Annotated in this window: 10 protein-coding genes; all 10 read left to right on the forward strand. The window is 41.7% G+C overall.

The window, feature by feature from the left end:
- The 10 genes from M472_RS29360 (at position 1) to M472_RS29405 (ending at position 20458) form a co-directional block, all read left to right on the forward strand.
- The gene (locus M472_RS29360) at positions 1-3240 is read left to right on the forward strand and encodes a SusC/RagA family TonB-linked outer membrane protein (protein WP_031301474.1); all 3240 of its coding nucleotides are present in this window, start codon (positions 1-3) and stop codon (positions 3238-3240) included.
- An 11-nt stretch (positions 3241-3251) separates the two neighbouring features.
- Entirely contained in the window at positions 3252-5162 is a 1911-nt protein-coding gene (locus M472_RS29365; protein WP_021069445.1) for a RagB/SusD family nutrient uptake outer membrane protein, read from the forward strand.
- 12 nt (positions 5163-5174) lie between these two features.
- Positions 5175-6116: a DUF5017 domain-containing protein gene (locus tag M472_RS29370; protein WP_021069446.1), complete on the forward strand. Its 942-nt coding sequence runs from the start codon at positions 5175-5177 to the stop codon at positions 6114-6116.
- Between the two features lie 25 nt (positions 6117-6141).
- Positions 6142-8148 carry a DUF5074 domain-containing protein gene (locus M472_RS29375; RefSeq protein ID WP_021069447.1) on the forward strand — a complete coding sequence of 669 codons (2007 nt, stop codon included), beginning with the start codon at positions 6142-6144 and terminating at the stop codon, positions 8146-8148.
- A 14-nt stretch (positions 8149-8162) separates the two neighbouring features.
- Positions 8163-10175, forward strand: coding sequence for an NHL repeat-containing protein (locus M472_RS29380; RefSeq protein WP_021069448.1), 2013 nt, complete (start codon positions 8163-8165; stop codon positions 10173-10175).
- A gap of 60 nt (positions 10176-10235) precedes the next feature.
- Complete coding sequence (locus tag M472_RS29385; protein WP_021069449.1) at positions 10236-11153, forward strand: hypothetical protein; 918 nt, start codon at positions 10236-10238, stop codon at positions 11151-11153.
- Positions 11154-11362: 209 nt separating this feature from the next.
- The gene (locus M472_RS29390; RefSeq protein WP_021069450.1) at positions 11363-12676 is read left to right on the forward strand and encodes an acetylxylan esterase; all 1314 of its coding nucleotides are present in this window, start codon (positions 11363-11365) and stop codon (positions 12674-12676) included.
- Positions 12677-12692: 16 nt separating this feature from the next.
- A complete protein-coding gene (locus M472_RS29395; RefSeq protein WP_144062659.1) occupies positions 12693-16361 on the forward strand; it encodes an FG-GAP repeat protein in 3669 nt (1222 codons plus the stop codon).
- Positions 16362-16417: 56 nt separating this feature from the next.
- Positions 16418-19561, forward strand: coding sequence for an MBG domain-containing protein (locus M472_RS29400; protein ID WP_081643109.1), 3144 nt, complete (start codon positions 16418-16420; stop codon positions 19559-19561).
- A gap of 3 nt (positions 19562-19564) precedes the next feature.
- Positions 19565-20458: a PorP/SprF family type IX secretion system membrane protein gene (locus tag M472_RS29405; RefSeq protein WP_081643110.1), complete on the forward strand. Its 894-nt coding sequence runs from the start codon at positions 19565-19567 to the stop codon at positions 20456-20458.
- The last annotated feature ends 6 nt before the right edge of the window (positions 20459-20464 follow it).

A 20464-nucleotide genomic window follows, 5' to 3' on the forward strand; every position in this document is an offset into this window, starting at 1 on the left:
ATGAAAATGAAAAGTGTTTTGCAGACTCATAATATAAGTTGGTTAGAACCTGTTTTTTGGAAGGTCTTGATGGCATTATGTTGTTTGGTGCCAACGACGACGAATCTTTCTGCTCATGACATGTATGTCTATCAACAAACTGTGGTTGTCACTGGTAAGGTAGTGGATGATAAAGGAGGGCCTCTAGAGGGGGTCAGCATACAAGTAAAAGGACAAAATAAAAAAACAGCAACTGACGCTAAAGGAAACTATAAGCTCCAGGGAATTCCTGTAAATTCCATATTGGTATTCAGTCATATTGGTTCAGCTCCACAGGAACATAAAGTATCTGTCTCGGGAGTAAAGAACGTGACAATGGTATTAGCGGAACGAGCATTGGAAGATGTCGTTGTCATTGGGTATGGTACCGTGAAGAAAGATGATCTGACGGGATCAGTAAGTCAGGTTGATATGAAAGACCTTATGGAAGCACCAGTCGGATCCTTTGACGAGGCCTTAGCTGGAAGAGTTGCAGGTGTTCAGGTATCTTCCAGTGATGGACAGCCAGGAGCAGGAATGAATATTGTTATTCGTGGGGCTAACTCTCTGACTCAAAGTAATGCACCATTATATGTTATTGATGGATTTCCAATCGAAGACCCTGATAATGCTGCTGTTAACCCCGAAGAAATCGAATCATTGACAATATTAAAAGATGCTTCGGCTACGGCTATTTACGGGGCTAGGGGTGCGAATGGCGTTATTATTATACAGACAAAAAAGGGAAAGGTAGGAAAACCAATAATATCACTGAATTCTTCTTTGGGCTTTCAGCAAGTGGCCAAGACGATGAAAATGATGACACCTTGGGAATTTGTAAACCTACAGATGGAGATATCGCCTAGCCGAGCGAAAGATATATATACAACTGCAGACCTGGATCCCTCCAATGAAAACTATGATCCTAATGGAAGAACCTTGGAAGATTATAGAAATTTAAAAGGTATCGATTGGCAGAACCTACTTTTTAGAAAGTCACTAAATCAGAACCATACATTATCTCTCCGTGGAGGTACTAAGACGACGAGGTATTCCTTCTCGGGATCTATTTTTGATCAACAAGGTATTATTATCAATACAGGCTCCAACAGGTATCAGGCACGGTTGACACTTGATCATGAGTTTAATAAAAAATTCAGAATAGGACTTAATGTCAACTATAGTGAAAACGAACGTACGGGGCAGATTGTGAATGCTGGAGGAGCTTCCAATTATACTGCTTTTGCGCTCTATAGAACTTGGGCATACCGTCCGGTCACCGGAAGGATTAATTATGACCTGATTGATGCCGGGTTTGATGACGAGTACGAAAATGAGTCCGATCTTCGTTTAAATCCAATCATCACCGCAAAGAATGATTATACGCACAGATTGAATTACTACTTTACACCAAATGTCAATCTAGAGTACGATATCAATAATAAATTGAAGTGGAAGTCCGTATTTTCCCTAAACAGTGTACGATCAGAAAATCAGACGTTTTATAACTCGGAGACTCCACATGGCAGTCCAAGAAATAGATTCCTAGCACGTGGTGTGCATGGTATTATGGGGTATTCACAAAGCAATGTTTGGTCTAACGAAAATACATTGACTTATAAAAGAACATTTGCTAAGGCGCATAATCTAGAAGTGATGGGTGGCTTCTCTGTTCAAGAAGGGAGCAGTATAAATAAGGGGTTTGGTACGATGGGAATTACCGACGAAACTTTGATTATGCAAGGTTTAGAGCTTGGGATTCCGTACACGTCCTCTGCCAGTGCGGGAGAGTTTGGCATGGTATCGGGTTTTGGCCGCTTGAACTACGACTTCAAATCTCGCTATTTGCTAACGATGACGTATCGGGCAGATGGTTCTTCCAAATTTGCTAAAGGCAATCGGTTCAGTTATTTTCCTTCATTTGCCGCAGCATGGAATATGAAGAGAGAAGAATTTTTAAAATACAGCGAGCTTATTTCCGAGGCTAAATTAAGGGTGAGTTATGGAGCTACTGGTAATAATAGAATAGGTAACTATGACACTTATGGAACGGTGAATACGGCTTTGTCAAATACATATTCATTTGGTAATAAGCTCCCTCCTGGAGGTGTCTACGTCTCCAAAATGGGGAATGATGAGTTAAGATGGGAGACTACAGAGCAATTGAATATTGGGTATGATTTAAGCTTTTTGAACAAACGAGTGAGCCTAACCTTGGATTATTACCAAAAGACAACAAAGGATCTCTTGCTAAATGCAGATATGCCGATATCGTCTGGGTTTGAGCGGGTGTTTAAAAACATTGGGTCCCTCCAAAATAACGGATTTGAGGTTACATTAAATACGACAAATATCAATAATGGCAAGTTCTCCTGGAGATCTAGTTTTAATATTGGATTCAACAACAATAAAATAATAAAACTGACTCGCAATCAACATAGTATGTTCAGTAATATGGTTGTAGGTGGAAACACGTCGGCATTGTACGTGTCTAGGGTTGGTTATCCTGCAGGTATGTTCTATGGATATATATTTGATGGTATCTATCAAGTTGAAGACTTTAATATTTCGTCTACTGGTAAGTATACATTAAAGTCGGATCTGCCAGAGTATGGCGAAGGTAGTCGCTCAAGTATTCAACCGGGATATATACGATTTAAGGATTTAAATGGTGATGGTAGAATTGACGATAAGGATATGTCCATTATTGGGCGTGGGCAGCCTATCCATGCAGGTGGATTTGCCAATAACTTTTCATATAAGGGATTTTATTTGCATGTTTTTCTGCAATGGTCTTACGGCAATGATGTTTTCAATGCAAACAGGATGATATTCGACGGTAACTATTCTGGGCTTTTCAATGTCAATCAGTACGCATCATACAATGATAGATGGACTCCTGAAAATAGGTCTAATACGTTATATAAACCATCAGGAGGAGGTCCTCCAGGATATCTGTCGAACAGAACGTTGGAAGATGGCTCTTTTTTACGCCTGAAAACGGTATCCCTGAGCTATACTATCCCTGCTCAGTTTTCGAAGAAAGCTTATATTAATAAGTTGAGTTTACGGATGGCTATACAGAATTTGTTGACATTCAGTAACTATTCGGGGATGGATCCCGAAGTGTCGACCCGCCATTCTGTGCTTACTCCAGGATTTGATTATTCACCTTATCCACAACCAAGAACGGTGACTTTTGGTTTAAATGCAACCTTGTAAATAGCTATATTATGAGAAAAATAGTTTATTATCTGATAGGCTTGGCCGCAATTTCGAGCTTTAGTGCTTGCGATAAAATATTAGACAAACAACCCAAGGATTTTTATCCTTCGGTGACGGATTATTATGATACAGAAGAACATTTGGAAGGGAGTATAAGGGGGGTATATAATACGTTGAAAGCTTCTATGTTATACGGCGGACAGATGCATTATATGTTGGGGTTTGAAGCAGATGAAGGCTATTATTCCCGAGATGGTGTGGCCATTGGTCCACACGCTAACAACTTTACTTCGGGACATTCCAGTGTGTACAACTTTTGGAAAGAATTATATACGGGCATAGGCCGGGCAAATATTTTTCTAGCCAACGTAGATCATAATAAGGAAATCGAACAGGCATTTCGAGACAAGCTAAGAGGAGAAGCTCTTTTTTTAAGAGCTTACTATTACTTTATGTTAGTAAAAACCTACGGAGGAGTACCTCTGTCTCTAGAACCTATCAAAGATGTCGAAGACATAGACAAACCTAGAGCAACAGCCAAGGAGGTGTATGAGCAGATAATCCGAGATATGACAGAAGCAGAGGGATTAGTAGACGGCATCCAAAAAATAGGACACGGTGGCCGTGTTAGCAAGTCCGCAGTACGTGGTATATTGGCACGTGTCTGCCTGCATATGGCGGGATATCCAGTTCGGGATTTGACAAAGTACGCAGAAGCGAAAGCGTGGGCTTTGAAAGTCATGAATGACCCTGAGTTCAGGCATGAGTTAAACCCAGATTTCAAACAGATCTTTATCAATTATGCACAAGATATCTATGATCCAAAAGAGAGTATTTGGGAGGTGGAGTTCATGGGCAATGGCTCTGATGCTTATTCCGAAACAGGACAGGTTGGTTACATGTCAGGACCAATATCTACTTCGGATGTGATTGGACAATGCTTTGGAGGGGTGCGGGTCACTTCCAAGCTGTATGACCTGTATACTACTCAGAGTATAAGAGGATCTCAGTCTAGTTCTACAGGTGATCTTAGAAGAGATTGGACTATTGCCAGTTTTACCTATGATGGCAGTAAGCATGATTTCTCTACTTCTTATTCTACATCTTTTACGGCAGTTTATCGGAATTATAGACATGTGGGAAAATTTAGAAGAGAATACGAAACGTTGCTGCCTAAGCACCGAACCCGTACGCCACAAAATTTTCCTTTACTGCGTTATGCCGACGTCCTGCTGATGTACGCAGAGGCAGACTATGAAACCGTTTACCAAGGCAATGAGCTGTCTAATGGAGTACCTAGTGCAGAAGCTGTAGATGCTATTCGGAAGGTACGTTTACGCTCGTACAACGTGGGTGGGATACGCAATTTTGGAATTAATAATCCAGGATCGGGTTATACGACACCACCGAAAATCGCTATGCCAGCAGGTACAGGATCAGGTGCTGTTATTACCGCACGTATACATACAACAGGAGTAAATAAAGGTCAGTTGGCCGGTTTTGACTTGGGAAGAGATCCGGTTACAGGATTTAAAATGGGGAAAGGCTATACAGCAGATAATAGTGGTAATATGCTCGTTATCACCCCTAGACAAGGGAGTGCCCGTGCAAATGCTCGTTTTTATGCAGCTTCAGATGTAGAATTACAAGCTTCAGAACTTGATGACTTTAGAAAAACAATACAAGACGAACGTATGCGCGAGCTGGCTTTTGAGACGATACGGAAGTGGGATCTTACACGATGGGGGATCTTCGAATTTGAAATGCGGCAGGTAAAGAATTTCTTAAACACAAGTGGGATGACGGATCGATATTTCTATAGCTATTTTGCAAATGCCAGAGACAAGCATAAGCTATGGCCTATCCCAGCACGGGAGTTGAATCTCAACAATGAATTGGTACAGAATCCAGGATGGTAAAAAAATAAAGTTATGAATGCAAAGTTAATTCTATATGGGAGTCTGTTGTGCTTCTTGATTATTTCCTGCGATAAAAAGATAGAGCTTTCGCCAGGATTGGACAGTTTTGACGTTACGACGGAGAAGGATGTTTACAAGGTCGATGAAGACGTTGTCTTTAATTTCAGTGGCGATCCCGATATGATTGCGTTTTATTCAGGCGAATTATATAGTGAATACGCCTATAAAGACGAACGTGTGGTCAATTTGGATAAGACCGTATTGAATTTTACAAGTATGCGACCTGAACTACAAAATGCACAGGTACCAGACTTCCAGGTATTGGTTTCCACCGATTTTAATGATACTTATACCTATGAAAATATTACGAATGCTTCTTGGACCGATATCACTTCCGAATTTACATTGGGCGGAACGGCCTATTTGCCTTCGGGTGATTACGAAATATCCAAACTCTATGAAAAGGGGAAACCTTTGTATGTAGCATTTCGGTATAAAAATAAAGCGCAGGAAATAGCAGGAGTTGTAAGAAGGTTGCTGATCCAAAGTTTTCAAATGGTAGGGCAATCCAATTGGGGAAGCCATCTAATCGGTGATCCTGTGTCATCGGATTTCAGAATAATTGAAAAAAATGCAGATTTCAAAACAGCCACATCTCTGACCAATACAACGATAACTTTAGCGGGGTATTCCAGAGAAAAGGGAAGTTCTGATCCAGACCCGGAAACGGATACTTGGACTGTGACCAAAGCGTTCGATTTAGATATATTAGACAATGGGCCAGATCGTCCGGTTGCGTTGAAAGGGAACCAGGATCCTAAAATGAAAAGTCATATCTACAATTTTAAAGAGCCAGGGGAGTACCTTGTGACTTTTATTGGTATCAATGCCAATATCAATGAAAATAAACAGGTGGTTAGACAGTTAAAGATAAAAGTAGAAAATCCTGATTAAGTCGGATAAAAACACATATAAGCAGATGAAGAAGATTTACTTTTACATAGGTATAGTACTGCTCGTCCTTGTTGGGTGCTCGAGGGATATCGAATCTATTTTGGTCGAGGAGTCTGTAGTAGAGAGCGAAACAAAAGTGTTGGCGGATGGAACACAACTGAGATTTAGTAATCTAGGACCGCAGATATTCAATACGGATATTAGTACCGCTGCCTTTTACGAAAACAATCAAGGCAATAAATATCTTTATGCCGTTGTGGCGGGAGAGCCAGCGCATTTGATCGGTTATGACTTGAGTGCAGGTGATAAGTTGATAACGGATATTGCGTTACCGCTAGGCAACACATCCAATTCCATGGTGTTTTCTACGGATGGCATTCTGTACTTTACTGGTGGCGGACGATTATATGCGCATACAGTGGGGAGCAGTACTATAGACGATCTTGGAGTTGCACTGAACAAGCAGACCTCCCTTTACGATCTGAATAAAGGGAAAAATGGTATTATCTATGGAGGAACTTACCCCGATGGAAAGATATTTGAATATCACCCTCAGACAGGCTTTAAGGATTTGGGAGCCATGGCAACAGGAAAGAACTATGTACGATCTATGGTATATCATGAAGCTTCCCATAAAATCTTTGCAGGAATGGGGACTGGAGCTCAGCTCATTGAGTTCGACCTCGGTACGGGGACCAAGAATAATATTCTTCCTGCCAACTTTGAAGATCAAGAGTTTTTGTACCAAATGAGTCTTGTTGAAGGTGTTGCAGGAGAGGACAGGCTGTTTATGACACTGCAGAATAGTAATGTTACATTGGCCTATAATATCAGTACAGGCAAGTTTGAATTTGAAGGGCCTGCGATATGGGTACCCAGTATAGTAAAGGCCCCTTCGTCCGATATTGTTTACTTTACCAAAGGAGCAAACGTATATGCTTTTGATAACCTTGCTGCTGGTAATTATGACCAGCGCGTGGTAACTCCGGTATCGGGCAGTGGACGCTCTTCTGTATTTTTTGGTAAGGTGTTGCACATGTTCTCCAATACCGGACAGTTGTTGCGATACGATATCGACCGAAGTACTGCTAATCCTTCTAATCTGGAGATACCGGGGCAGCCTCGGCAATTGAACGATGTGCATATCGGCCCTGGTCATACGATATGGACGTCTGGCTATCAATATGGAGATAATGCTGCATATAGTACTAAGACAAAGAAAACCACCCCATTTATAGGATTGCCACAGACGGAAAGTGCGGCAATGTATCTAGATAATATGTATTTTGGTACCTATACCAAAGCACGTATCTACAAGTACAATAGCCGGTTGCCTTGGAAAATGAACCAGAACCCCAAATTAGTTACGACTGTTTCTGGTCAAGACCGACCATTTGCTGGGACGGAAGTGTCTACGAAAGGTCGTGTGTTTTTCGGAACTGTACCAAACTATGGGGCCAACGGTGGAGTATTAGTTGAAATCGATGTCAAAAATAATGACCGGGTGACCAACCATAAACCTGTTCCTGATCAGTCCATCATATCTTTATTAGAGCACGAAGGAACTCTTTTCGGTGGTACATCGATTTGGGGAGGATTGGGGAGCGATCCTGTGGCCACAGAGGCCAAGCTATTTGTGTGGGATATTGAGAAAGGAGTCAAGTTACATGAGGTAGTGCCGGTAAGTGGTGCGCGATTTATCTCCTGTCTGTTGAAAGGTAATGATGGTTATATCTGGGGTATAGCGCAAGGAAATCTTTTTAAGATTGACCCAAAAAGCTATGAAGTCGTCTCTACAGTGAAGATCTGGAGTGATAATAGAGCCTCACATGTTTGGCGACCTGATCAATTAATTTTATCACCAAGAGATAATATGTACTACGGAGCTGTAGGAAGTAACTTGTTTCGGTTCAATCCAGAGACTACAGCGGTGGAAAGACTGAATCTGGTTGGAGGGCACTTAACATTGGGGGCTGACGGTGATTTTTATTTTATCCGTGCTTCCGATTTGTGGAAGATGGAAGTTAGATAGCATAGAAAGGCATAATGAAAAATAAAATTGAAATAAGATTAGGGATAATATGGTTTCTGTTTTTGACAGGGTTTATAGCATTTGCCCAGCAAGCTGCCTATCCCAAATTTCAAGAGCAGACCTTAGCGGACGGAAGGAAGATAACCTATACCAATCTTGGTGCCCAACTGTTAGACAAAACGATTGAAGGATCAGCTTTTTATGAAGATACAAAAGGAAAGAAGTACCTGTATACGGTCGTCCGTGGCCAACCAGCCCATTTATTGGGATACGAGTTGGAGAGTAATAATCTGATTGCCGATATCGCTATGCCTTCGAATAATGGGTCACCTTCACTTACCTTCTCTACGGATGGTACACTGTACATTAGCGGTCAGGGCGGTATACTGTATGCCCATACGCCAGGCAGCGACAGTGTTAGGCGTATTGGACAATGCTTGCCAAAGCAGACTGTGATGTATGATTTGAGAGCTGGAGTAGATGGTGAAATATATGGAGGAACCTACCCCAATTGCCAGGTTTTTAGATATCATCCTAAAGATGGGTTTACGGATGTGGGTAAAGGAACCTTAGTGAAGGGAGAGAGTTACGTCAGATCGATGGTCTATCACCAAAAAACAAATAAAATATACGCGGGAGTCGGAGCAAGGGCTTCTTTAATAGAGCTTGATCTATCGACAGGAGCTAAACGAGATATTTTACCAGAGGAATTCCGTGGAGAACAGTTTGTATATACGATGGCCTTGGTGGAGGGAGTATCTGGAGGAGACAGGATTTTTATTACCCTACAGAATTCCAATAATATATTGATTTTTAATATCGCTTCTGGTCGTTTTGAGCATCAGGTTAAAGGTCCTTATATCAAAGGTGCCATCAAATCACCATTAAGCGATGAAGTTTATTTTACCCAGGGAGCGAACAGATTATTACGTTATGATAACATCAATGCTTCGTCCCTTGATCCTGTTTTTGTGACGGATGTGTCTGCAAATGTCATTGTGTCGAAAGCTTACGGCAATCGTTTGTTTATGTTGACTGCCAAAGGACAGGTGATTATTTATGATACAGAAAAGAAAGAGGTGAACAAACAAGAATTGGCTATTGTCGGACAACCAAAGTTGCTCGGTATACTTCACGAAGGACCTGCTGAAAGTATTTGGACAGGTGGTTACTTGAATGGAGCCAATGCGTCTTACGATCCTAAAACAGGAAATAAGGTGGTATACGAAGGGTTGAATCAGACTGAGAGTGCAGCAAGCTATGGTGATAAAATATATTTTGGTACCTATACCAAAGCTAAGTTTTATAGCTACGACAGTAAACAGCCTTGGCACATGGGTAAAAATCCTAAGCAGATTGGTGTGGTCCCAGAGCAAGATAGACCATTTGGAGCCTTAAGTATTCCAGATATGGGTAAGGTTTTCTTCGGGACAGTACCGGGCTATGGTATGAATGGAGGGGTGCTTGTAGAATTCGATGTGTCGAATAGTAATAAAATGTCCTATTATAAGGATGTCGTCAAGGACCAATCGATCATCACTCTTCTGTATGATAATAAAAAGGTATTTGGAGGGTCTTCTATATGGGGTGGACTAGGGGGGCAGCCTCTTGCTGCTGAAGCGGTTCTTTTTGTGTGGGATATTGTTCAGAAAAAGAAAATACATGAAGTGGTACCAGTTAAAGGTGCAAAATCAATTACCTGTCTGATTCATGGTAACGATGGGTATATATGGGGACTTGCGAATGGTTATCTTTTTAAAGTCGATCCAGTCAGTTTTTCCGTTGTATCTCGTGTTCAGATTCTTTCGGATGGCCGATCTAGTCATGTCTGGCGACCGGATTACTTAGTTTTCTGTGGCGCTGATGGCATGTATTATGGTTCTATTGCTCATCAACTCTTTAGATTAAATCCAAAAACAATGGCGGTCGAAAAACTTAATCAGTCGATAAAAGGTCTCTTGGCCGGACCGGATAACGAAATGTATTTTTATCGAGAAGGGGATCTTTGGAGGATAGATGTAAAGTAGGTAGGGGTTCCCAATATGAATTAGTAGATATTTAAAATGACAATAATAAATCGTGTAATTATGAAAATCAAAGCAACATTATTTTTAGCAGCTCTATGTGCTGTATCTCTTAACTCTTATGCACAGCGGGGCGAGTGGACTGGTTCTAATACGGTATGGAGCTATGATATGACGAAAAAGACAGCAGGTCAGGATTCTGTTGGTGGAGATAACTTATCGTTAGTTTCGACAGGTGCTACGGAAGCATTTTTACCAAGTCCATCCTCTGGATCAGCTATAGTGACATCGACGAAGGGAAGTCCCTCCTTTATTCACCAATCGGGGTCTAATGCTTCAGTAAAGGTTAGGGCGGCAAATGAAGACGGATCTCCTGCCAAGTTCTCTCTGTTTGGTATCAAAGAAGCAACACCGGTGGCAGCAATTTCGTTTACTATTACTCCAAACCACCAGGCCAAAAAATCAGATTGGTATATCGTGTTAGGTAAAGAAGCCTTGTTCTTTAAAGATGGCAAGACAACGCTTCCAATCAATAAGACAGGATCATCGCCTAATGCTGCGGTTTTTGCTTCGTTTAGACTACAGTCTAGTGAAGGTTTTGGTGAAAAAGCAGCAGAAAAATATAGATTCCAAACACGTGAACAAGCGGAGTTGGAAGATGATATTACTTGGGCAAATAGTAACACTAACCTATTTACAAGAGGTAAGAAGCACGAAGTAGAGATCTACGCTAATAATACCATGGGAGAGCAGAGCTATACGCTTAACGGTACAACATATAAAGTTCCTAAAAGAAGTTATCATTTATGGATCGATGGCAAGAAAATAGGTGCGGATTTCCAGGCGAATGCGGTAAGACGTAATCAGCCGTTGGACTCTTTCCTGATTATGTCTCGTGATGCTGTATCTGGCAGTGTTGGCAGTAAAAATGCTTCAACGATCGAGGTTCGTGACGTGAAAATTAAATATGCTGCACGCTAATTTGTTCGAAAAGTCAAAATAGAATAGATAGTCTTCATCCGTCACGGATGAAGACTATCTCTAACTGTTTGATCATCATTAATTGAATACATATGAAATATCCATGTAGCAGCTGCTGCACAAACACGAATGAATATAGTTTGGATATACCATATGACAGATAAAAGACAAACCGAGCTTGCGAGCTCATCGAAGATAATTATATACATATGAAATCTAGGCTTATACTTAAACCTATTGGAAAGGTAGGACTGTTATTAGCACTTTGCTTATTATCTCTTGTTGTTTACTCACAACGGAAACCACAAGCTTTAACTTTTGGACTTTCCTTGGACCATTCCGATTGGGTTTACAAAGTAGGCGAGCCAGTTAAAGTGACTGGAGTAGTAAAATACAACGGTAACGTACTTCGAAATATAAAAATCAATTACGAGGCGGGGCCTGAAATGTTGTCTCCATTACTAAAAGATAGTACGTCATTGACCGATGGTACTTTTGCCGTAGATATGGGTACAATGGATCAGCCGGGATTTCTTCGGTTTGCTGTTAGCACTGAGTATGAGGGAACCAAGTACAGAGAGGTTATTACAGCGGGATTCGATCCTTACAGTATACAACCGACAGTAGAAATGCCAGTGGACTTTATGCAATTTTGGAACAATGCTATAGAACAGAATAGAAAGTTGCCCCTGGAAACAACGATGACACTATTGCCAGAGCGATCTACAGAAGATGTCAACGTATATGAAGTTTCTTTCCAAAACTATAAAGAAGGAAGTAGGATTTATGGAATCCTTTGTGTCCCCAAAGCAGAAGGAAAATATCCAGCGATATTCAACCCGCCAGGGGCAGGTATACACAAAATACAAGGTGATCTGAACACGGCGCAAAGTGGTTTCATCACCTTACAGATTGGAATTCATGGAATTCCACTAAATATGGATGCAGCAGAATATAAAAAGCTCGCTAATACTACATTCAAACGGTATCGGGTTGATGGTATGAACAATCGTGATACCTATTATTTCAAACGTGTCTATTTAGGCTGTGTTAGAGCTATAGATTTTATATACACGTTGCCACAGTTTGACGGAGAAAATATTGCTGCTGTAGGAGGTAGTCAAGGCGGAGCATTGTCTTTGGTTACGACAGCTCTTGACAGCAGAATTAAATATATATCGGCCTATGCACCTGCATTAGCAGACCTTCCAGGTTATTTGCACAATAGAGCAGGTGGCTGGCCGCACTTGTTTAAGAGTCATGTTAATGATAGTAACAGAGAAAGAGCGACGAAGAGTTTGCAGTACTATGATGCCGTAAACTTTGCCAAAAACATTAAAGTTCCTGGACTATACAGTTGGGGTTTTAATGACGAGACCACCCCTCCCACGACTATGTTTGCGGTTTACAATTCCATAACGGCTCCTAAAGAGCTTTTTATAGCCAAGGAGACAGGGCATTGGTACAGTAATGAACAGACGGGCTTGAGAAAGAAGTGGTTAAAAAAGACAATGAAAAAATAATAAAATAGGGATTAGGATGAAAGAAATGAAATTGACAGTCTATTTGTTTTTATTGATAGGAATCTGCAGTAGCGGTATGGTTGTCCATGCGCAACAATTGGACGAGTTTTTATATGATAAAGTCACTTATAATCTAAAGCGTACCCCTACAGCTCCTATTTCGGGAACGATGAAAGCCTATCACCCATCGGAATTTATCTCGCTAGCCACCAAAGGGAAGGCTAGTAATGTGGTGATTGTAAAAGCTGATAAAGCTGAAAATAATCATTGGGGAGAATTGTTGCGTACTGCACTCTCCAAGGCCTGGAAAGTCGATGTACCTCTTGTTGATTGGGAAGAAGCTCGACTGGGTAACCGTCACCTTATTCTTTTCGGAAAGCCTAATTATAATATGCCGCTTCGTGAATTGGAGGCAAATACATTACTTGGTAAGAATGAACGAGGCTATGAATTGCGGACTATTCCCAATGCACTTTCTTGGCAAAAAGATGTTTTATATATCAATGGTATAGACGAAGCAGACTTCAAACAAGCGATTCAGATACTACTTGAAAAAACATCCAATCCAGATAAGATTAAGCATTTTATTGCTTGTAAAGGCTGGGCTGGTGAGAACGTAGAAAAAGATAGCAAAGATTTTCTAAAAGAACTCGAAGACCATTATGCAAAGGATGATTCTCGGAGAAATAACCTAGCAATCCAAAATAATTTAGAAAAGGCCGTATATAAATATAAAATGACTGGTGATGAGCGCTATGCGGAGACTTTTTCCAAAATGATGAATTATATTTTGGACCGTTACGATGAATTTGTAGGACCTCAGAAAACTCCGCCTACTTTTGAGTTTCATGTATTCCCGGCCTATATGTATCACATGGAGAATACGAAAGCTTTTTCGGATGCTGACAGATTGAAAGCTATTGAATTCATGCGCCGGATTGGCGAGGAGGCCATGGATTATTGGGAGATGAAAGAACCCATGGAGTTTTATCAAGATGGATTTCAAGGGTATATTACCAACCACTCTTGCTTTGCGTCCCGGACCGTATTTTCTATCTCAAGATATTTGTTGTCGAGATACAATTACGAACCAGTACGCTATTGGAAGGAAGTTGCGGACAATGGGTTTGATGGAGTAGCACTTAATCCCTATTCGCCTGAGGATGCTGCTGGCTACCAATATTTGGTCTATCGAATCTTTGTCGATTATGCATTGATGAGCGGACGTTATAAGATGGATTTTTTTAGAGCTCCTTTATTTCAAGGTTACTTACAATTTGCGAAGGCTCAATACAACCATTTAGGCTATATGGCTGGTTATGGAGATGCTTTTGCCATCGGGCACTACAGTTCGCATCCATTCCTTTTGCAAGCTATTGAACTTTTTGATGATAACGAAGCCAAATATTTATTGGAACTTATCGAACGGAATAAAACAGGAAAGGGAATCGAGACCAAAATCAATCTTCCGCCACCAAGTCCAGAGACACATGGGATGCATTATTTTGTGCTCAACGAGTTTAAGAAGGAACAGTATAAGATAAAGAATTATTTTAAGACACCACTGTTGGACAAAGCTATCTTCAGAAGTGGTTGGGATGATAAAGCAGACTTCCTTACGGTAACGGGAATCAATGGTGATGGTCGTAACCATGGCCACTTTGATGCCAATGGTATCAGTCAATACATTGTCGGTGATAGACTATGGTTGTGGGAGGGGGATTATATCAAGAAATTTCCAGATGACCATAATTCGATGGTGGTGAATAGGGATGGTAAAAACTTTGATTTCAGCAGAAATTTTAAAGTGAGGAATAAATCTGCGGCTTCACAAGTAACAGCTGCATTGCAGAGTAAAGATAAATCACAGTCGTTGATGTCATTATTATTGGAAGAATATAATGGCGTCAATTGGACGCGTAATATCAATTATCTCGCTAAAAAGGGATTATGGGTTATTGATGAAGTGGATGTTCTTTTACCAGGAGACTACGGTATAGAGATTTATTGGAGGAGCGTTGGTAATATGCGTACAAAAGATCAGGGAGTACAGTTCACGCAACGTCCTTCTAGCGATGGAATACCGTATAACTTCTTTGTTGTTGAAGGAAGTGGAGCGAATGTGTTTACCAAGAGTTTCTTTGATTCAGGACATGGTAGAAAGGACGGGAATATCTCGGGCTACAAGAAAAACTTCGATGTCAATACCCGACAGGTCGTACAGCGTAGACAGGGACAGTATCAAAAGGGAGATAAACTCTACTATGTCAATTTTATGATGGCAGAAGCAGGTAAAAACCCACAAGCACCTCAAGTACAGCAAATAGATAAAAATGTATTTGCAGCAGCAGCTCGAAAAGAATATCATGTAGCGGTAATGGGACAATACAAATCAGGAAATATAGAGATCGATGCCGATCGATGCTTTATGGGGCCTGCAGGTATAATAGCCGCAGGTGCAAAAACTATTCGTATGGGCAGCTATACATGGACCTCCGATACGCCAAAAGATTTTGTACTGGACTACAATGAAGGTTTGGGTGAGGAATATTTGGGGTTATTAAAGAGCACTTTTGAGAAAGGTAGCTCGGCCTCCCTAGCGAAGGTAGCAGCGGTAGACGTCCCAGAAGTAAAGGCAAAGAAAATTAAAACATTGAAAAGTCATGTGTCAGCAATGGCACAACAGGGTAAACTTGTTGGTATAGGTACAGCAGACGGTACGTTTATGGTATTGGATGAGTCGGGCAATACCATTGCTGAACATACCTTCCCCAAGCAGATTACGGCTATCACACCGATTCGCACAGAAGCCGGAACGCGATGGGCAGTCGCTGTTTTCCCTGAAAGCCGATCTGCTGGTAAAGCTTCCTTGCATCTAATTGATGAAGAAGGAGCAATAGCCTGGACAAACAGTATAAATTCTTGGCACAACCGATATGGTACTATCACGACGATGTTTACGGCTCAGCTTGATAAGACTGGTGTACCTGCTATCATTGCGGGATCACAAGGCTGGCATTATTACGCTTTTGCACATCAAACCGGCAAACAAATCTTTAGGGCACCTATTACGCACGGAGCGACAGTAGGAGCAGCAGGCGATATGGATGGAGATGGTCTTGACGATATTGCGGCAGGAGCGGAATACTATTATCATCAGTTGACCAATCACAAGGGAGTGCCTTCGGAGCGGTTCTCCGCTTCACCGTGGAATTATTCCGTAGTCGTCAAAGATCTGGACGGCGATGGTATGAAAGAGGCTGTATTTGGCAGGGGCGATGGGTGGCTCTATGTCAATGTACCTAAGGGTAATAAGTTTAAGACCTGGCGGGCGAATGTTGGGGGGCGGCCTATAGCTATCGTGGATCTGGAAGCTGGCGCTACGAAGCTGGCAACTGCTACGGAGATGGGGGATGTAGTCTACTTGGACGGCAGTGGCAAGGTCTTGAAGTATGTTAAACTGCCTGGGCAATTAACTGACCTGAAGGTCAGTAATGGTATATTATTAGCGAGTTGTATAGATGGTTGGGTATACACCTTGAATGCTGATGGACAAGTGTTGGGAAAATCCAGTTATGCACACGATCCGACTTCTATTTATGCCACAAAAATTACTGTTGATTCGGATATGGCAGCTTTCTTTAATGGAAAGGATATTTATTACTTGACCGATTTTAAACGATAAGAATTAAAGATGTGCGGAATGGCACAGACGATATTAACCATTTAACCTAAGTCGTTATGATAAGATTTAATTCAATTCAACGTCTTCTAAAGACTGAATATACTAGCAGAGGCTTTGTTTTTAAACGAACGTCTCTACTGGTATATATCTGTGTTTCTATTCTTTCGTTGTCAATAGCGAAAGTTGGATATGCACAGGAACATACCTTTGACTGGGCTGTATCTATGAATGTGAACGCTACTAGAGGGGATGCTGCGTTGTTTTCTACGGCGGTGGACGCGAGCGGAAACGTTTATGTCGTTGGGCAGTTTGAAGGTACGAATGTCGATTTTGACCCTGGATCAGGGGCCTATTTGATGAGTTCAACCGGTGGGCAAGATATTTTTGTTCAAAAACTAGATGCTAATGGTAATTTTTTATGGGCAAGGAGATATGGTTCGGCTACCGATGATGTCGCTTATGGTATAGCCTTAGATAACATGGCAAATGTCTATTTGACAGGACGATTCACGCAAACGGTGGAATTTGATCCTTCTACCGTGCTTACCTCTAAAGGGGCAGCAGATGGGTTTGTACTGAAACTAAGTACAGAAGGAGATTTTATATGGGCCAAACAAATGGGAGGTACTGGCTTTGACATAGCTAATGGTATTGCAGTGGATGTTGACGGTGACGTGTATACCACAGGAAGTTTTGTGGGAACTGCAGATTTTGATCCAGGTTCTGGTGTTTATAATCTTGTCGGACAGGGGAGTACTACAGATATCTTTGTTCAAAAATTGGATCGTGATGGCAACTTTGTGTGGGCTATCGGCATGGGAGGGCCGACCAATGATGTGGGATATTCTTTAGGGGTTGATGCAGCGAAGAATGTATATGTTACTGGAAATTTTACAGGGATTGCTACTTTTGGGAATGTGACACTTAATGCTGGTACTACTGGTGCTAGAGATATTTTTGTAACTAAAATTAATGCCAATGGGACTGTTTCTTGGGCAAAAAGTATGGGACTTCCAGCTCCTCATGATGATAGCTTCGGTCTCGCAGTAGATCCGACCGGCAACGTATATGTGACAGGAGGGTTTCGCGGAAATAATGCGCCTTTCGGTCCATCGATAAAACTGACTTCTATTAGTGCAGGTGTACATGATGTTTTTGTACAAAAGCTCAATACAAATGGAACAGTGTTATGGGCCAAAAATATTGGTGGAGCTGCTGCTGATTCCGGATACTCCATTGCTTTAGATGGGGAGGGGAATGTTTACACAACAGGATATTTTACCGCTGGGGCTGATATTGATTTTGATCCAGGGGAAGGTAATTTTCCGTTGGTGTCTAATGGTTTAACAGATGCGTTTGTATTGGTGCTCAATAATGACGGTAACTTTGTCTGGGCGAAGTCGATGGGAGGAGCAGGAAGTGACGCTGGCCATTCTGTTACAGTAGATAAGCTTGGCAATGTTTACACAGCGGGTAGGTTCACTGGAACTGTAGATTTTAATTCTAATGGTAATGCGTTTCCTTTGACTGCGGGCAGTAGTACTACCTATGCGGCTTTCATACAGAAGTTAAAGCCTGTTATTAAAATCACAGCAACATGGAATGATGGTACAAATGAGATTCCTGTTGAGGCAGGCGATCCATTGGAGCTAGTCTATGGAGATCAAGGAACGTTGACACTATCACACAACAATCTTGATGTACCAGCTCCGGTTTTTTCCTTTGTCCAAGATCCAGCAGTAGACCCTTTACTCGCTGTCACTACACCATCTGTAGGCAATACGTATACCATCAAAGGTGTCAGAGCCAATGCCTCAGGTGAAGAGGGAACACTGAAAGTAACGTTACCAGGGACATCCAATCTCGATGGTGCTGAATTAGAATTTACTGTTGTGGTGAAAAAAAGACCGATAACTGTTTCATCAAATGTATTGACGAAATCATTTGGAACGGGAGAGCCGACTTTTAATTTTAGTGTTTCAGAAGGGACATTAAATACTGGGCATACGACAACGGGAGCACTGACTCGTAATGCTGGGGAGACCATGGGGTATTATGATTTTCACTTGGGTTCCTTGGCCGTGATGAGTGGATCGGACAATGTGACCAGTAATTATGTAGTCACAATAGATCCTGCACAGTTTCAGATTATTGGTATGCCGCTTACGATTACAGCCACAGGAGAGGTGAGCAAACTCTACGGGGCAAATGATCCGGCATTTACATACATCGTCAGTCAAGGTAGTCTTCCTTCTGGCTATAGTTTGACCGGAACATTGGAACGTGGTGCAGGTGAAGATGTAGGGCATTATCCTTTTATGACAGATGCGTTAGTAGTGAAGGATGGGAATGGACAAGATGTTACATCAAGTTATACGATTACTTCGGATCCTCAGGTATTATTTTCTATTAAGCCGGTAGCGTTAACGATATCTGCAGTAGCCAATACCAAAGTATATGGTCATGATGATCCTGTATTTGCATATACAGTGACAGGCTTAGTACATAATGAGGATCCCTTCAGCTTGTTTAGCGGTTCTTTAAAGCGTGAACCGGGTGAGGATGTTGGGGAATATCAGATCCAGCCTTATACACTTTCATTAAATAGTACGAATTATGAATGGAATCCCAATGATTTTATAGAAGCGATATTTAAGATTACAAAGGCATCACAGGTGATTACGCTATCAGTAGCGACACAGGTACAGTTGAACGCGGGAACACTACCTGTGGTGGCCACATCTGACAGTCAATTGCCAGTTACGTTGACAGTGGATGACGAGAGGTTGGCCACGGCAGTGGGCGCTGAGCTGGTATTGTTAAAAGGAGGAACGCTTACCGTGAAGGCATCACAGGTGGGAAATCATAACTATGAAGCAGCAACTGATGTGACAGCACTGGTTCAGATTATAGATCCTAAAAGCAGTCCGCTCATCGTCGTTCAACAGGCGGTGTCTCCTAATGGGGATGGAGTAAACGATTTTCTGACTATCGAAAATATCGAAAGATATCCTGAGAATCATTTAACAATCATTGACCGTAGTGGCAATCTGATTAAAGAAATCACGGGATATGATAATGATCAACGTGTATTTACGGGAATGGATGTTCCCGACGGTACTTATTTCTATAAGTTGAAAATTAAGATCAGTGGCAATTGGCAGTATTATCAAGGATTTATTGTCGTGAAAAAGAACTAACAGATGAAAAAATACATTATTCTTTTACTATATGTAGTCTCTATGTCATGGATACCCTTGATGAGCTACGGACAGCATAGTCTCAGTTACAATCAATTTGGACAGTTGAGAACTGCCTTTAATGGCTCGCTGAGTTTAATGGATCCAAACGGGGCCGCAACAATCCTCACCAGGCAGCAATGGGTTGGAATCGATGGTGCCCCCAAATCCTATTGGGTAAGTGGCCATATGGGGATCAAACGTTTCGGGGCGACTGTAGGACTAGATATGAGACAGGTCAGCCTTGGTGTTGAAAAAGAACGTGAGTTAAGCGCTTATGTGGCTTCGGCCGTGCGTCTTTCAGAAAAGGAATACTTGGGACTATCTCTAGGAGGAGGGATATTGATGCATACGGGCGAATATTCCAAGTTGGCGCCTTCAGACCCTTTGTTTGCTCAAGATACTCGTACCAATCAAGGTGTTGTAAGTATTAGTACTTCTTATTTTAAGGAAGACACTTATTATGTTGGTGTATCCATTCCACGTTTTGTCCTCAACAAGCGTCATCGTGACCAGGATTATCATTTTAGACAAGTATACTATGCCACAGGTGGGGCGCTATTGCGTATTGATGATGGTTTTCATGTTCGTCCTTCCTTTATTGTGAGCCATATGGAGGGCTCAGGAGCACGATTTGATGTTAATGCCTTAGCCTTCTTTGCCCAAAAGTTTGGTATAGGCTTGGGAGTACAGAATAAAGGAGATCTGGCAGGTCTGTTACAGCTTAATATTGGAAATATAGGAGTGGGATACAGCTATCAGTTTAGCCCTGGCAATGCGGTCAATAGCCAACGGATCTCGAGTAACACCCATGAGGTCGGCTTGCGTTATAGAGTGGGCGGTATAAAGATGCTATAATGTTTA

The sequence above is a fragment of the Sphingobacterium paucimobilis HER1398 genome (assembly GCF_000416985.1).
Lineage (GTDB): Bacteria > Bacteroidota > Bacteroidia > Sphingobacteriales > Sphingobacteriaceae > Sphingobacterium > Sphingobacterium paucimobilis.

Bases quoted from the DNA above. Each gene is read 5' to 3' on its own strand.
- M472_RS29360 (WP_031301474.1), top strand. From the start codon at position 1: ATGAAAATGAAAAGTGTTTTGCAGACTCATAATATAAGTTGGTTAGAA.
- M472_RS29365 (WP_021069445.1), top strand. From the start codon at position 3,252: ATGAGAAAAATAGTTTATTATCTGATAGGCTTGGCCGCAATTTCGAGC.
- M472_RS29370 (WP_021069446.1), top strand. From the start codon at position 5,175: ATGAATGCAAAGTTAATTCTATATGGGAGTCTGTTGTGCTTCTTGATT.
- M472_RS29375 (WP_021069447.1), top strand. From the start codon at position 6,142: ATGAAGAAGATTTACTTTTACATAGGTATAGTACTGCTCGTCCTTGTT.
- M472_RS29380 (WP_021069448.1), top strand. From the start codon at position 8,163: ATGAAAAATAAAATTGAAATAAGATTAGGGATAATATGGTTTCTGTTT.
- M472_RS29385 (WP_021069449.1), top strand. From the start codon at position 10,236: ATGAAAATCAAAGCAACATTATTTTTAGCAGCTCTATGTGCTGTATCT.
- M472_RS29390 (WP_021069450.1), top strand. From the start codon at position 11,363: ATGAAATCTAGGCTTATACTTAAACCTATTGGAAAGGTAGGACTGTTA.
- M472_RS29395 (WP_144062659.1), top strand. From the start codon at position 12,693: ATGAAAGAAATGAAATTGACAGTCTATTTGTTTTTATTGATAGGAATC.
- M472_RS29400 (WP_081643109.1), top strand. From the start codon at position 16,418: ATGATAAGATTTAATTCAATTCAACGTCTTCTAAAGACTGAATATACT.
- M472_RS29405 (WP_081643110.1), top strand. From the start codon at position 19,565: ATGAAAAAATACATTATTCTTTTACTATATGTAGTCTCTATGTCATGG.